This is a genomic window from Paeniglutamicibacter sp. NPDC091659 (genome assembly GCF_044756805.1).
Lineage (GTDB): Bacteria > Actinomycetota > Actinomycetes > Actinomycetales > Micrococcaceae > Paeniglutamicibacter.
Genome location: NZ_JBIVTO010000006.1, coordinates 274,186 through 288,167 on the forward strand (window position 1 = coordinate 274,186; position 13,982 = coordinate 288,167).

The 13,982-nt window shown below is 64.2% G+C and carries 14 protein-coding genes; 8 read left to right on the plus strand and 6 right to left on the minus strand.

Annotated elements, in window-relative coordinates:
• The first annotated feature begins 7 nt into the window (after positions 1-7).
• The 3 genes from ACIQLF_RS13315 to ACIQLF_RS13325 all read left to right on the plus strand — a co-directional run bounded on the left by ACIQLF_RS13315 (position 8) and on the right by ACIQLF_RS13325 (position 2,838).
• On the plus strand, positions 8-1,327 hold the full coding sequence (locus tag ACIQLF_RS13315) for an AMP-binding protein (RefSeq protein ID WP_400299092.1): 1,320 nt from the start codon (positions 8-10) through the stop codon (positions 1,325-1,327).
• A gap of 102 nt (positions 1,328-1,429) precedes the next feature.
• Positions 1,430-2,047: a TetR/AcrR family transcriptional regulator gene (locus ACIQLF_RS13320; protein WP_400299094.1), complete on the plus strand. Its 618-nt coding sequence runs from the start codon at positions 1,430-1,432 to the stop codon at positions 2,045-2,047.
• An 89-nt stretch (positions 2,048-2,136) separates the two neighbouring features.
• The gene (locus tag ACIQLF_RS13325; protein WP_400299097.1) at positions 2,137-2,838 is read left to right on the plus strand and encodes a nicotinamide mononucleotide transporter; all 702 of its coding nucleotides are present in this window, start codon (positions 2,137-2,139) and stop codon (positions 2,836-2,838) included.
• Between the two features lie 69 nt (positions 2,839-2,907).
• On the opposite strand, the gene ACIQLF_RS13330 is transcribed toward ACIQLF_RS13325, so the two are convergent.
• The gene (locus ACIQLF_RS13330; protein ID WP_400299100.1) at positions 2,908-3,489 is read right to left on the minus strand and encodes a GNAT family N-acetyltransferase; all 582 of its coding nucleotides are present in this window, start codon (positions 3,487-3,489) and stop codon (positions 2,908-2,910) included.
• Between the two features lie 278 nt (positions 3,490-3,767).
• Here ACIQLF_RS13330 and ACIQLF_RS13335 point away from each other — a divergent pair, with 278 nt between their 5' ends.
• The 4 genes from ACIQLF_RS13335 (at position 3,768) to ACIQLF_RS13350 (ending at position 8,188) form a co-directional block, all read left to right on the plus strand.
• A complete protein-coding gene (locus ACIQLF_RS13335; RefSeq protein WP_400299103.1) occupies positions 3,768-5,444 on the plus strand; it encodes a thiamine pyrophosphate-dependent enzyme in 1,677 nt (558 codons plus the stop codon).
• 240 nt (positions 5,445-5,684) lie between these two features.
• Positions 5,685-6,017, plus strand: a complete 333-nt coding sequence (locus tag ACIQLF_RS13340; protein WP_400299105.1) for a hypothetical protein — start codon at positions 5,685-5,687, stop codon at positions 6,015-6,017.
• A gap of 76 nt (positions 6,018-6,093) precedes the next feature.
• Positions 6,094-7,512, plus strand: coding sequence for an ATP-binding protein (locus ACIQLF_RS13345; protein ID WP_400299108.1), 1,419 nt, complete (start codon positions 6,094-6,096; stop codon positions 7,510-7,512).
• Entirely contained in the window at positions 7,508-8,188 is a 681-nt protein-coding gene (locus tag ACIQLF_RS13350; RefSeq protein WP_400299202.1) for a response regulator transcription factor, read from the plus strand. Before ACIQLF_RS13345 ends, ACIQLF_RS13350 begins: the two co-directional genes overlap by 5 nt.
• Here the strand turns inward: ACIQLF_RS13350 and ACIQLF_RS13355 are convergent.
• The 4 genes from ACIQLF_RS13355 to paaZ form a co-directional block, all read right to left on the minus strand.
• Entirely contained in the window at positions 8,185-8,697 is a 513-nt protein-coding gene (locus tag ACIQLF_RS13355; protein WP_400299111.1) for an ASCH domain-containing protein, read from the minus strand. The two genes, ACIQLF_RS13350 and ACIQLF_RS13355, sit on opposite strands and share 4 nt — an antisense overlap.
• A 106-nt stretch (positions 8,698-8,803) precedes the next feature.
• A complete protein-coding gene (locus tag ACIQLF_RS13360; RefSeq protein ID WP_400299114.1) occupies positions 8,804-9,121 on the minus strand; it encodes a hypothetical protein in 318 nt (105 codons plus the stop codon).
• Positions 9,122-9,247: 126 nt separating this feature from the next.
• Complete coding sequence (locus ACIQLF_RS13365; RefSeq protein ID WP_400299117.1) at positions 9,248-10,453, minus strand: phosphotransferase; 1,206 nt, start codon at positions 10,451-10,453, stop codon at positions 9,248-9,250.
• Between the two features lie 195 nt (positions 10,454-10,648).
• Positions 10,649-12,775, minus strand: a complete 2,127-nt coding sequence (gene paaZ / locus ACIQLF_RS13370; protein ID WP_400299120.1) for a phenylacetic acid degradation bifunctional protein PaaZ — start codon at positions 12,773-12,775, stop codon at positions 10,649-10,651.
• A 112-nt stretch (positions 12,776-12,887) separates the two neighbouring features.
• Here paaZ and ACIQLF_RS13375 point away from each other — a divergent pair, with 112 nt between their 5' ends.
• Positions 12,888-13,328: a PaaI family thioesterase gene (locus ACIQLF_RS13375; protein WP_400299204.1), complete on the plus strand. Its 441-nt coding sequence runs from the start codon at positions 12,888-12,890 to the stop codon at positions 13,326-13,328.
• 12 nt (positions 13,329-13,340) lie between these two features.
• Here the strand turns inward: ACIQLF_RS13375 and ACIQLF_RS13380 are convergent, their stop codons facing one another.
• The gene (locus tag ACIQLF_RS13380) at positions 13,341-13,949 is read right to left on the minus strand and encodes a hypothetical protein (protein WP_400299122.1); all 609 of its coding nucleotides are present in this window, start codon (positions 13,947-13,949) and stop codon (positions 13,341-13,343) included.
• Between the last annotated feature and the right edge of the window lie 33 nt (positions 13,950-13,982).

Genomic DNA, 13,982 nt, shown 5'->3' on the forward strand with positions numbered 1-13,982 from the left:
CCCTGAAATGACCCAGACCTCCACCCGGATCGAGCTTCCAAATCCGTTGGACCCGGAAGAAACCATGAGCCGCGACCAGATCGAATCGATCCAGCTCGCGCGCCTCCAGGACACCTTGGCCTACGCCTATGACCGCGTGCCCCTGTACAAGGAAAAGTACGACGCCGCGGGTGTCCACCCGACGGACCTGAAGGAACTTTCCGACCTTGCCAAGTTCCCCTTCACCGAGAAGGAAGACCTGCGCAAGACCTACCCCTTCGGCATGTTCGCCGTGCCGCAGCACGAGGTCGCCCGCATCCACGCGTCCTCCGGGACGACCGGCCGCGCCACCGTCGTCGGCTACACCCAGACCGACCTTGACGACTGGGCCAAGCTCGGCGCACGCTGCCTGCGCCTCTCCGGCGTAAAGCCCGGCTGGAAGGTCCACAACGCCTACGGCTACGGCCTGTTCACCGGCGGCCTCGGCGCGCACGCAGCGGCCGAGCGACTGGGCACCACCGTGATCCCGATGTCCGGCGGACAGACGGAAAAGCAGATCACGCTGATCCAGGACTTCGAGCCCGATGCCATCCTGTGCACCCCGACCTACCTGCTGACCATTGGCGATGCCATGCAGCGCCAGGGCATTGACCCGCGCAAGACCTCGCTGAAGACCGCAGTCCTGGGCGCCGAGCCGTGGACCGAGGAAATGCGCCACGAGCTCGAGGTCATGTTCGACCTCGACGCCTGCGACATCTACGGCCTGTCCGAAGTCATGGGCCCCGGTGTTGCCGGCGAGTCCAACGAAACCAAGGACGGAAGCCACATCTGGGAGGACCACTTCCGCCCGGAGATCGTCGACGCCTTCGACGAGACCCAGGTCCTGCGCGACGGCGAGCACGGCGAGCTGGTGTTCACCTCGCTGACCAAGCAGGCCCTGCCGATCATCCGCTACCGCACCCACGACCTCACCCGACTGCTGCCGGGCACCGCGCGCGAGGGACACCGCCGCATGGGCCGCATCACCGGCCGCAGCGATGACATGATCATCCTGCGCGGCGTGAACCTGTTCCCGTCCCAGATCGAAGAGCTGGCGCTCAAGGTCCCGGGACTCTCCCCGCACTTCCAGCTGGAGATCACCCGCCCGGGCCGCATGGACCAGCTGGCCGTCCGCATCGAGCGCCGCGAGGACTGCACCAGCGACCGCGCGGAAGCAGCCGCCAAGGAACTGGCCAAGCTCATCAAGATCCACGTGGGCTCCTCCTGCGAGATCGACGTCATGGATCCGGGAACCCTCGCCCGGTCCTCGGGCAAGCTGCGTCGCATCTACGACTTGCGCAACAAGTAGGTCGTGAATCTGAGTTGGGGCGGGAATCCGGAAACGGTTCCCGCCCCAACACGTATCCCCAGGTGCCCCGCCGGTTCTGACTTCGTGAAAGAATGACTGACCATGACCACCAGTGCAATGAAGCCCCCGGCAAGCAAGCGGGGACGTCCCGGCTACGACCAGGAGTCGGTGCTTTCGATTGCCGTTGAGGTCTTCAACAAACACGGCTACGACGCCACCTCGATGGGCAAGCTCGCCGAGAACCTTGGCATCAGCAAGTCGGCGATCTACCACCACGTGCCATCCAAGGGAGACCTGCTGCGGCTGGCCCTCGACGAGGCCCTGGTGCCGCTGGAGGCCATTGCCCAGGACGAGCGCGCCACGGTGGGAACTGCAGAGGAACGCCTGAAGTTCTTCCTGCGCTCCACCATCCGGGTGCTGGTCGAGCGCCAGCAGTACGTCACCCTTTTGCTGCGCCTGCGCGGCAACACGGAGATCGAGCGCGACGCCCTTGACCGACGGCGAGCGGTTGACCGCAGGGTCTCGGACCTGGTGATCGAGGCCCAGCAGGAGGGCTCGCTGCGCAGCGACATCGACCCGCGCACCACCACCCGGTTGCTCTTCGGCACCATCAACTCGCTGGTCGAGTGGTTCCGCGAGGACGGCAACGTCACGGCCGAACAGGTCGAAGAGCATGCGATCACCATGATGTTCGAAGGTCTGCACAAGAGCGACCGATAGGCGCTTGGCCCACGTTTCACGCTACGATCAGTAGTTGAGGCTCTCGCACCGTCTCACACCCATATCTTTGTGAATAGGCAGTATTTTTCGTGGACGAACTCTTCTACAACCTCTTCTCCCAGGCGCCGGGCACCGATTCCGGCACCCAGGTAGCGCTCTTCGCGGTATCGGCACTGCTGAGCTGCATTGCCATGGTGTTGCTGGCCCGCCGCAACGACCTGGGCTGGTGGGCGCAAATCCTGGCTGTCTTCGCCGGGCCGACAGTGGTTGCCCTGCAGTATGAAATTTCCATGCTCTTCTACGCGGTTCCGGCCATGCTGGCCGCCGCTTTCGGCCTGTGGCGCTTCTCCAAGTACGAGATGGCTGGCCGTTTTGGCCGCACGGTGGTCCGCCGCGAATTCTCGGTGAAGTCGCTGCTCATCGGCGTGGCGCTGCTTGTCGTATTCGGCGCATTGCGCCTGGGACGGATGCTCACCACCGGCTTCATCTTCGGTGAAGGAACCGCAGCCGTGCTGGTTTCACTGCTGGCCGAGGCGACACTCGTGGTGGCGCTGATCGGCATCGCCTGCGGCTTCCGTTGGGCATGGCTTGCGGCAAGCGCCTCGGGCGTCGTCTACGTCGCGGTCCTTTTCGGCAGCAACCCCGCGCTGGCACTGTTGGGAGTCACGGTATTCCAGGTCCTGGCCGGCCTTTACGGCTGGTTCGTCTGGCGCGACCTTCCCACCGCGAAGTCGATCGCGGCCGAAGCAGAATCAGGCTCGGAGTACCCGCCGAGCCCCTACGCCGCATAGCGGTCACGAATTGAGAAGGCCCTGAACATCATTGATGTTCAGGGCCTTCTGCTTTCCGTACGAGGTCGGCTACGGCCCGATGCGAAGCGGCGTCAGGGAGGGCACTGGGTCGTCGCGCAGCCTCGCGTAGGTTTGCACATCGAAGCGGACAGGATGCCCGTTCTCGTCCAGGTACCGCAGCTTGGCGCGTTCGACGCCCTCAGGGATGAATCCGGCCTTTACTGCGACCCGCCCCGAGCCGGGGTTGTTGACCCGGTGGGCCAGCTCCAGCCGGTAGAGCCCCAGTTCGTGGAAACAATGGTCGGCCAGGGCTGCGGTCGCCTCTGACGCCAAGCCTCGCCCGCGCACCGCCGGGGTGACCCAATAGGAGATCCAGGCAGTGTCATGGCGGCGGTCAATGGCGCTGGCCATCACGTGCCCCACTGCCCGCCCCTGGATGTCGATCGCGAACGCCACGGCGTCGGGACGCGGCGCGCCCACCCATGCGTCGAGCCAGCGTCGGGCGGCGGCCTCGGAGTTGACCGGCTCGCCCGACTGCCCTGCCATGTCATCGGTGTCGAATGCCTCCAGCACGGCCGCGACGTCCGGCGCCGATTCGGTCCAGGGACGCAGGTGTGCCAGTTCGGAACCCGACAAGTGAGGCGGTGTCATGGTTCAACCCTATCGGTAGAGATTTTCCATAGAACTATGAGCCGACACATCAATCCTGCCGCAGGCGTCAAAAAACAAGACGCCGTGATAGCAAAAACAAGTCATAGTGATCAACGCCCTATTGTGACGGATGCATTTCGTACCATACTTAGGGCATTCAGCAAGCATCATGTACATTTGCTGAAAATTTAGCTTTCATTCGACCCGCGGCACAACGACGTGCCCGCCATGCAACATATGTCGCCGGCACTCGCGGCGACAGCAAGGAGCAATGACCAATGAGCACCCAGACCCTACAGGCACACGCGCAGACCCCGACGCCGACCAAGAAGTCGGCAGGCCATGTCATCGTCGATACCCTGGTGGCCCACGGTGTGGAACGCACTTATGTCATTCCGGGTGAGAGCTACCTCGATGTCCTGGACGGGCTCCACAACTCCCCGATTGAAACAATCGTTTGCCGCCACGAAGGCGGAGCGGCCTACATGGCCGAAGCCGACGGCAAGATGCACCAGCGCCCCGGCATCGCCATGGTCACCCGCGGCCCGGGTGCCGCCAACGCACACGTCGGCCTGCACACAGCCTGGCAGGACTCGACCCCCATGGTGCTGTTCGTGGGCCTGATCCCGTTCGCCCACCGCGACCGCGAGGCCTTCCAAGAATTCGACATCAAGGGCTGGTTCGACACCGGCGCCAAGCGTGTCATGGTCCTGGACCACCCCGAGCGCGCCTCGGAGATCGTTGCCGAGGCAATGTTTGCCGCCATGAGTGGACGCCCGGGTCCCGTGGTCGTGGGCCTACCCGAGGACATCATCCGTGAGATGGTCGAGCCAACCCTGCACCCGATCATTCCCGTCGCCGCGGGTGGGATGACCGTCACCGACTGGAAGCAGCTCAAGTCCGCCCTCGAGGTGTCCACCAAGCCGCTCTTCGTCGTGGGCGGCAACGACTGGACCGCTGAGGGCGCGCAAACCCTGACCAAGTGGCTGGAAGACCACCAGATCGCGGCGGCCGTTGAATGGCGTTGCGAAGGCACCGTCCCGTTCAGTTCCCCGTCCTACGTCGGCCCGATCGGCTACGGGCGCCCCAAGCCGACGTACGACCTACTGGAGGAAACCGACCTGCTGGTCTTCGTCGGCACCGTCCCGGGTGACGTCATCACCGACGGTTTCGTGGTTCGCCAGGACTGGAGCAAGAAGAACTTCCTGGTCACCATCGACCCGTCCCTGCGCGGACGTTCGGGCGCGGTGTCCCACCAGATCGTTTCCAAGCCCGACGTATTCGTCCGCGACCTCGTCATGATGGACCTGGACGTGAAGCCGGAATGGCAGGCGTTCACCGACCGCATGCGTGCCGAACAGGTGAAGTTCTCGGCGCTGCCGCCGGCGACGCCGTCCGCCGGTCCCGCCAAGATGGACACGCTCATGGCCAACCTGGTCAAGGGCTTGCCGACCGATGCGATGATCACCCTCGGCGCCGGCGAGCACACCAACTGGGCGCACCGCTACTTCCCCACCGAGGAATACGCCTCCATGATTTCGGCCCGCAACGGTTCGATGGGCTACTCGGTTCCCTCGGCCATCGCGGCCTCGCTGAACTTCCCGGGCCGCCGCGTCGTCACCATCGCGGGAGACGGCGAGTTCCTGATGAACGGGCAGGAGCTGGCAACGGCCGCACAGTACGGTGCCACCCCGCTGGTGATCGTCATGGACAACCAGGAATACGGCACCATCCGCACCCACCAGGAACGCCATTACCCGGAGCGCGTTTCCGGCACGCAGCTCAAGAACCCCGATTTCGCCCTGATGGCCCAGGCCTTCGGCGGGTTCGGTGTCCGGGTTGAGAACGATGCCGACGTTCCCGCGGCACTCGAGGCGGCGCTGAAGGCCATCGACGACGAAGGCCAGTTCGCACTCATCCACCTGATCGTGGAGCAGCGCGTCAAGGCCTACTAAGTCGCTCCGTCCGCCCGCTCGGCCGGCAGGTCCGCCCATTGCGCGGATCTGCCGGCCGAGCGGGCGGAACGCATCTGCGGCCATCCACTCTTCACCGTTCCAATCCTCTGGCCGCTCCCCCGTTCTTGCGGTCATTGCTGGCCACAGATGCCGCCCAGTGGTCTTCGTGCCAAGCCGCATGCAATTTCACGGTGGCGGCTTCTCATCTTCGTCTCATCAACTTCGGCCATACTGAGTCCTATGGGATTTGGAACGATGCGTCAGGTTGCTCTCTGGGCAGTTGTTTTGTCTGCCCTCGGCGTTGGCGTGTACGTGCTGGCCCAAGCGGCTTCGGCTCCCCCGCCGGTCAAGCTTGGACCGGGAATCACCATCCAGCAGAGCGCCATCCCCACCCAGTCGCGCCCGAATGCACCCGCGACTCCTGAGCCGTCCGGCACCCCTGCCACGCAAAGTTCCTCTTCGCCGGCGCCCACCACGCTCATCCCCAGCAAATCGGCACCCGTCAAACCGCTTCCGCCGTCAACGGCCGACGACGATGATGACGACGGCGACGGCGACGACATTGACGACTAGCCACGAGGGGACGCCCCTTTCCGAAACCGCACGGGACGCAGACCCCCGGCCCAAGCCTTCTCGGCGGGGTTGGTCGGTGCGATCGCGCGTCCTGGCCGGCATGCTGGGACTCATCACCATCTCGTTTATTGTCACCGGGAGCGTGGTTTACCTGCTGCAGCTCTCCAGCATGGACGCCCGTATCGACGACTCGCTCAAACGCAGCGTCGAGGAATTCCGCGTGCTGGCTGCACGGCATTCGGACGCCACGGTTTTCCCCGAGCCCGTGACGGCCGAGGTCCTCCTCTACACCGCCATGCAGCAGACCCTGCCTGCCAGCCACGAGGGCATGCTGAGCATTGTCAACGGAAAGGTGCGCTGGACGGCCCCCGAGGTCGTCGACCTCAGGCTGGAAAACGATCCGGAATTTGTTGCGTGGGCGGCAGGCGGCACCTCACGCACGGACGTGGTCGTGCAATCCGTACCCACCGCCACGACAACATACCGGGCTGTATCGGTGCCCGTCGCCTTGGGCGATCAAGCCGGCCCGGCGCACCTTATCTTCGCCTACGACTACACGGCGGAAAAACGCGCGCTAAACCAGGGTTTTCTCGTGTACCTCTTGGTCGGGCTCGTCGTGTTGTTGACCGCAGGAGTCGTGGGCTGGATGCTGGTGGGTCGTATCCTGCGACCGATCACCCTACTTCGGAACACCGCGCGGCAAATCTCCGAATCCGACCTTGCCCAACGCATCGAAGTTGTCGGTCGGGACGACCTGGCCGAACTGACGGCCACGGTCAATGCCATGCTGGACCGCTTGGAAAACGCCATGACTTCGCAACGCCAATTGCTGGATGACGTGGGCCACGAGCTTCGGACCCCGGTCACGATCGTCCAGGGACACCTGGAACTCATGGACCCGTCGGATCCCGGCGACGTCAACCAGTCCCGCGACATAGCGCTGGCCGAACTGGACCGGATGTCGTTCTTGATCAACGACTTGGTGACCCTGGCCAAATCAAACCGAATCGACTTTGTACACCCGGTGCCCACCAATGTTGGAACCCTGCTGGATGACCTCCTGGACAAGGCATATCCGCTTGGCGAGCGGACTTGGAAGGTCGGGCATCGAAACGAGGCCATTGCGCTCCTGGACCCCCAACGAATCACCCAGGCCATGCTGCAGTTGTGCTCGAACGCTGTTAAGTTCTCGGCACCGGGAACCACCATCACGCTGGGGACGAACGTCAACGGGTCGGCCGGCGGAAAGAGGACGCTTCGCTTTTGGGTGCGTGACGAAGGCATCGGAATCGCGCCTGAGGACCAGGAACGGATCTTCGAGCGATTCGGCAGGGGCCACAATTCAAAACGCACCGAAGGTTCCGGGCTCGGCCTGAACATCGTGGCGGCGATCGCCGCAGCACACCATGGAACGGTAGGCGTCAGCTCGGATCCTGGCATGGGCTCCACCTTCGTCATGGAAATCCCCCTACGCGCCAAAGGAGAAGATCATTAGCCGCATCCTGATCATCGAGGACGAGGAGCGCATCAGCTCCTTCGTTGCCAAGGGCCTGAAGTCGGCTGGGTTCCAGCCAACGATCGCCGGCACCGGCTTGGAGGGAGGATACCTAGCGCAAACCGGGGACTTTGAACTGATCATCCTTGATCTGGGTCTTCCCGACGAGGATGGCTTTTCGGTGCTCAAGCGCATCCGCAGCACCCACGTCGACACCCCCGTCATCATCCTGACTGCGCGTTCAAGCATTGACGACACCGTTGCCGGGCTCGAAGGCGGGGCGGACGACTACATGGCAAAGCCGTTCAGGTTCGAGGAACTGCTCGCGAGGGTTCGGCTGCGCCTGCGTCCGCAAGCCAATGGATCGGATACGCGTGTCCTGCGCGTTGGCTCCCTGGAACTGGACTTGGGCAGCCGCCGGGCCAGGCTGGAGGGTCGTGAGATAGACCTTTCCGCGCGAGAATTTGCCCTGGCCGAGGCCTTCATGCGCAACGAGGGACAGGTGCTGAGCCGCGAGCAGCTGCTCTCACGGGTCTGGGGCTACGATTTCGATCCCGGCTCAAATGTCGTTGACGTCTACGTCCGGTACCTGCGCAACAAGCTCGGGGCCGAGTGGTTCACGACCGTTCGCGGCATGGGGTATCGCTTGGATGACCCGTCGGGCGGCCGCGCCTAGCCGTCGGCGAGTTCCGGCGGCCAAACGACCCGAAAGCGTTCAAACACGATCTCGTCGCTTTCCTGCCACAAGGCACCGCGTGCCGCACAACCGCGCTGCCAGTACCGGCGGTGTTCGGTGCGCCAGCTCTCCAGGGACCTGTCGTCCTCGCCTTCGTCCCAGGCAAATGCCGCGTCCGCACTGTCGAAGTCTCCCAAGCGCAGCTCGACGCTGCGCAGGATGACCTTCGGCGTCCCCGCGCCGTCGCAGGCAATCCAGTGCGACCCGACACGCGGAATGGCTTCGCCGCATGCCGCGTATTCCGCGGCCAACGCCGAGGTTGCCCTCTTCTGGCCGTGGGTGACTTCCTTCAGGAGACGGTCGGCCAATGCCGCCGAATCTCCGAAATGCTCGACCGTGTACTCGGGGCACAGGTTCACGGCTTCCGGATGGCTGTCCGAATACTTGGACCACATCAGCCGTGCCCCTTCATGGTCCACCGGCAATGCCGGGATTCCCTCATTTCCCATCCGACCATTCTCACATGGGGACTACGCACCCGAAATGCATCTTGACATGGCAGATCCCCGGCCTTGGGGGAAAGCCGGGGATCTTTTCGCGCCGCGATTACTTGGTCTAGTCCGACGTTGGGGCCGACGGAGCAGACTGTGGGCTAATCGCGGAAACCGGGGATACCGGCGACTTCGGCGACATCGGTGAAACCGCGGATTTCGCCGAGACGGCCGACTTGGCCGAAACCGCCGACTGGGCCGAGACCGAATCCGTGCCCGCGGTCGCCGCCGCAGCACCTGCTGCGACATGTTGCTGGCCCACTGCCTGCACTGCCGGTTGGTCGGTGACGGAAACGGATGGCTGGGCCATGGCTACGCCGGCGCCAAGCGACACGATTCCCAAAGCTCCGGTGACTGACCACAACATGCGTGACTTCTTCATGATTCTCTTCTCCTCGAATGGGGCTGGCCTTCTGGCTTGCTTCCAGCATGACGGACCATCGTGAGGCCAAAAGGAGAGGAAGATGAGAGTGCTCTCATGTTCGGATTTTCCGGTGCGGCACCCGGCTCAGGAGATCCTGGCAAGCAGCTTCTCCACCAGCTCGAGCCGTTGCAGGGCGCCGTCGCGCCACTGCGGGTCTTGTTCGTCTCGCGCTCCGGCCACCAGCGAGAGGACAACACAGGCCGCGCGGGCAAACAGCCCGTCGGCGCCGATTCCCCTGGATTCCAGTTCCTTGGCAAACGCCGTTGCATAGGTTTCGAAGTAGCCCGGCACCCGGGCGTATCGGACGTCCAGGGCTGGCAGGACGACAAGGTGCCCAAGGAAACATGCCAAGTCATCGACCAGGTAACCGGGACCGGCCGAATCTATGTCCAGCAGCCCGGCAACGCTTCCACGTTCAACGAAGATGTTCGCCTCATAGAAGTCGCCGTGAGTGGGGACCAGCTCGCCGCGATGCGAACCCTCCAGAACCCTGCCCAAGCGTTGCACCAGCCCTCCAATCCTTTGGGCTTCCTCCGGCAAGGTCGTCAGGGCTGCATGCCCGTACCACCCCAACCGATCGGACCAGGCCGGCCGTGCCGGGACATCCATGAGTCCGGCGGGAAGCCCGTCCAGCAACGCGAGGACCGTTTCCGGCTGCAGGGGGATGGTGCTGCCGTGCATAAGTTCCTCGGCCATGGAAACGCCCCGAACCTTTTCAAACGCCAAGACATCCTTCAGGGGCGGGCCCAGTGGTTCCGGCACGGGTATTCCCGCCTCACCCAAGAGCTCATGCATCCGGAATAGCGTGTCGCAGTCCTTGCGCAAAACCTTGAGGAAGATCTCCTGGTTGTCGTCAAAGGTGGCCTTGAGGACCGCGCGGCGCAACGGCCTGTAGGTCAGGGTCCTGAGGTCAACGAGATTCCTCCCGTTCCCCCAATGCTTCCGCACGGATTCCGGCGTCGTCGCCAGGGCCAGCCCCGGGAGACGGGGATCCGCCGGATGAAGCCACACCTCGATCTGCCCCTTGGGACTGGACAACGTCACGACCCCCTCGGGAACCGGCTCAAGGTTTTCCGCAGTGGCCCCCAGATACAGGATTGCATCCTCGGTTGCGGCTTCGAAGACGCCCGAAACACCTGCCCCGGGGCGGTGGTGCAGCTCGACGACTGTGACCCTTGCTTCCTCTAGTCCGAGGGGACGAACCAGGTCGACGAGCATCCCGGCCAGGTCTTCCGACCCGAAAAATTCCAGTTGTTCGCGTTCGCTCCACCGGTTTTTGATCTCAGTCATGTTTGGACGAGCTGCCTTCGTTTTCGAGGATGAGTCCGGGCTCCTTGCTCGATACTTTCTCACATCGGGAACTCCGCCACCACAAATAATCGGCACATGACCTGATGGGCAGCGACAGATCCAAACGCCAACGGCGCCGGTCTGGCTGCCGAAGCAGCCGGACCAACGCCGTTGGAATCGCAGGGAAAGGACGTATCAGGCCCAGTTTGCGTAGGTGGTGTTTTCCTTCTCAACCAGGGTCAGCACATCGTAGGTTGCCACGATCTCGCCGGCCTGGTTGTTGATGACCGCATCCCAGGCGACCTCTCCGTATTCGTCGGTGACGCGCGGGGTGATCTTCTTGGCTGTCAGGGTGACGCGGATCGAGTCCCCGGCCGGAACCGGCGTGATGAAGCGCAGGTTCTCCAGGCCGTAGTTGGCCAGGACCGGGCCCGGTGCGGGCTGGACGAAGAGTCCGGCGGCCCAGGAAACCAAGAGGTAGCCGTGCGCGACGATGCCCGGGAAGAACGGGTTCGCCTCGGCGGCAGCCTGATCGGTGTGCGCGTAGAAGGTGTCACCGGTTTCCTTGGCGAACGCGGTGATCTCCTCCAGCGTCACTTCGCGCAGCGGCGAAGCGAAGGCATCGCCGATGTGAAGCTCGGCCAGCGACTTGCGGAACGGGTGGACCGCGCCCTCGACGGCACCGAATTCCTCGGCGCCGGCGATCACGCGGTCAGCACCGGTGTGCCACACGCCGGTGACGGCGGTGAGCATGTTCGGCGATCCCTGGATGGCGGTGCGCTGCATGTGGTGCTTGACCGAGCGGATGCCGCCGAGTTCCTCGCCGCCGCCTGCACGGCCCGGGCCGCCGTGGACCAGATGCGGAACCGGGGAACCGTGGCCGGTGGAGGATCGGGCTGTTTCGCGGTTGAGCATGTGCACGCGGCCGTGGTGCGAGGCGATGCCGACGCTGAGCGTGCGGGCGGTCTCCGGGTCGTTGGTGCAGACCGTGGCGACCAGCGAGCCGGAGCCCATGGCAGCCAGGCGGATGGCGTCGTCAAGGTCGGAGTAGCCGATCACGGAGCTGACCGGGCCGAACGCCTCGAGGCTGTGCACGGCCTCGTTGTTCACGTCGTCCCAGGTCAACAGCAGCGGCGACATGAAGGCGCCGGCGTCGACCAGCCTCTGCTCGCCCTCGGCGGTGCGGACCACCGGTGCGTCCAGGGTGCCGTAGGCGATTTCGCCGCCGGCGGCGACCATTGCCTCGACGGCGGCGCGCACGTCGCGCAGCTGCTCCAGGGAGGCCAGGGCGCCCATGGTGACGCCCTCGGCGCGCGGGTCGCCGATGACAACGCGCTGTTCGATGCGCTCACCCACGGCCTTGACCACGTCATCGACGAGGGCTGCGGGCACGATGGTGCGGCGGATGGCCGTGCACTTCTGTCCGGCCTTGACCGTCATCTCGGTGACAACGGACTTGACGAAGGCGTCGAACTCGGGGGTGCCGACGACGGCGTCGGGGCCGAGGATCGCGGCGTTGAGCGAGTCGGTTTCGGCGGTGAAGCGCACTCCCCCGTCGATCACGTTGGTGTGGGCCTTCAGCGAGGATGCGGTGGACGCCGAACCGGTGAAGGAAAGCATGTCGCGGTAGTCCAGCACGTCCAGCAGGGTGCGCGCGGAGCCGGAGATCAGCTGGATGGAGCCCTCAGGCAGGATGCCGGACTCGACCATCAGGCGGACCATGCCCTCGGCGACGTACCCGGTGGGGGTTGCCGGCTTGGCGATGGTCGGGACGCCGGCGATGAAGGCCGGTGCGAACTTCTCAAGCATGCCCCAGACGGGGAAGTTGAACGCGTTGATCTGGGCGGCGACGCCCGGGATGCGGGTGTAGATGTGCTCACCGGCGAAGGAACCGTCGCGGGAAAGGACTTCCATGGGACCGTCGAGGATGACGTTGGAGTTCGGCAGTTCGCGCCGGCCCTTGGAGGAGAAGGTGAAGAGCACGCCGATGCCGCCGTCGATGTCCACCATGGAGTCGATCTTGGTGGCGCCGGTGCGGAAGGACATTTCGTAGAGCTCTTCGCGGCGGCCGTTGAGGAACTGGGCGAGTTCCTTCAGCTTCAGGGCGCGCTCGTGCAGGCTCAGCTTGCCCAGCTCGCGCTGGCCGACGGTGCGTGCGTAGTCGACCATTGCGGCCAAGTCCAGGCCGTTGGAGTCGACGGTGGCCAGCTGTTCGCCGGTGTTTGCATCGAGCACCGGGGTGCCTGCGGCCGGATCGGACGGAGTCCACCAGGCGTTTTGGACGAAGCTGGGAACAAGTGGAGCCATGGGAGTTGTCGTCATCGACGAATCCTTCCTGAACGATCGGTCAGTATTAGCAACCACAGTACAGTATGGTGCAGGACACCACGAGCCTTGGGTGCCCAGATGACATGAATTTCAGGAGATCCCCATGATGAGCGAACAGCACCCGACAGCCCCGACCCCGGAAACCTCAAAGGACGGCGTCTGGCAGATCGCACTGGGCGAGCTCGACGAGAAGATGGGCGTCAAGATCATCGAGGAGTCGGTGGACAAGGTCGTCGCGACCATGCCGGTGGAGGGAAACCGGCAGTCCTTCGGCCTGCTGCACGGCGGCGCTTCGCTGGCCGTCGGCGAGGCCGTCGGTTCCTGGGCCGCGGTCAAGCATGCCTCGACCATGGGCAAGTCGGCGGTGGGCGTGGATGTTTCGGCAACCCACCACAAGGGCGCCCGCGAAGGAATCATCACCATTACCGCGACGCCGATCAGCCTGGGCCGCCGCATGGCCAGCCACCAGGTCGTCATCGAAAACGAGGCCGGGCAGCGCCTGTGCACCATGCGCATCACCAACCTGATCATCGACGTGAAGAAGTAGGGATCCCCCCGCTTACTCGTCGCAGCTTGAATCCAGTGTGCCCATCAAGGCAAACGTGGGCCCCTGCGGCGAAACAGATCCCCTGAGCCCGTACGCCGAAAGCGTCACGGTGAGGGTCCGATCGAAAATCGCCGCGCCGCCGACGCTCATGCAACCGGGGATACCCTCCACCATCGCGGAGATCTCCACGGAATCATGCGCGCCGAGCCCCTCGTCCAGCACGAAGTTGGCGTCACCGCTTTCGATGGAGATGCGTTCGATGGAATTGTGGGTCAGCCGCGGCATGTGCGCCCCGGCGCCGTTGGGTCCCATGCCAATGATCCGAAGGGCCCTCAGCGACACCTCGGTGTCACCGGCGTTGTTGATGATGAAGGAAAAGGTGCATTCAAGGCCCTTGTTGAGCCTCACGGCCGGCATCGGACAAACGGCCTCGTCCCTGTCGCCAAATTCCTGCTCAACAACGGCTGCATCCGCCGGGTCCTCGCAGCTGAACGTGTTGGGCCCGATGAGGGCCTCCACCTTGGATCTGGCCGCCGCGGCATTCGACACCCAAACGGTCCCGGCTGCCACCCCGCAGAGCGCCAGGACGAGAACCAACTTTTGTCGACGCGATTTGCTCATCCGGCAGATTCGATGCCAAACCGTAACCGACAA

Excerpts from the sequence above, each read along its gene's own strand:
- ACIQLF_RS13315 (WP_400299092.1), top strand. The coding sequence starts at position 8 with ATGACCCAGACCTCCACCCGGATCGAGCTTCCAAATCCGTTGGACCCG.
- ACIQLF_RS13320 (WP_400299094.1), top strand. The coding sequence starts at position 1,430 with ATGACCACCAGTGCAATGAAGCCCCCGGCAAGCAAGCGGGGACGTCCC.
- ACIQLF_RS13330 (WP_400299100.1), bottom strand. The coding sequence starts at position 3,489 with ATGACACCGCCTCACTTGTCGGGTTCCGAACTGGCACACCTGCGTCCC.
- ACIQLF_RS13335 (WP_400299103.1), top strand. The coding sequence starts at position 3,768 with ATGAGCACCCAGACCCTACAGGCACACGCGCAGACCCCGACGCCGACC.
- ACIQLF_RS13340 (WP_400299105.1), top strand. The coding sequence starts at position 5,685 with ATGGGATTTGGAACGATGCGTCAGGTTGCTCTCTGGGCAGTTGTTTTG.
- ACIQLF_RS13355 (WP_400299111.1), bottom strand. The coding sequence starts at position 8,697 with ATGGGAAATGAGGGAATCCCGGCATTGCCGGTGGACCATGAAGGGGCA.
- ACIQLF_RS13360 (WP_400299114.1), bottom strand. The coding sequence starts at position 9,121 with ATGAAGAAGTCACGCATGTTGTGGTCAGTCACCGGAGCTTTGGGAATC.
- ACIQLF_RS13365 (WP_400299117.1), bottom strand. The coding sequence starts at position 10,453 with ATGACTGAGATCAAAAACCGGTGGAGCGAACGCGAACAACTGGAATTT.
- paaZ (WP_400299120.1), bottom strand. The coding sequence starts at position 12,775 with ATGACGACAACTCCCATGGCTCCACTTGTTCCCAGCTTCGTCCAAAAC.
- ACIQLF_RS13375 (WP_400299204.1), top strand. The coding sequence starts at position 12,888 with ATGAGCGAACAGCACCCGACAGCCCCGACCCCGGAAACCTCAAAGGAC.
- ACIQLF_RS13380 (WP_400299122.1), bottom strand. The coding sequence starts at position 13,949 with ATGAGCAAATCGCGTCGACAAAAGTTGGTTCTCGTCCTGGCGCTCTGC.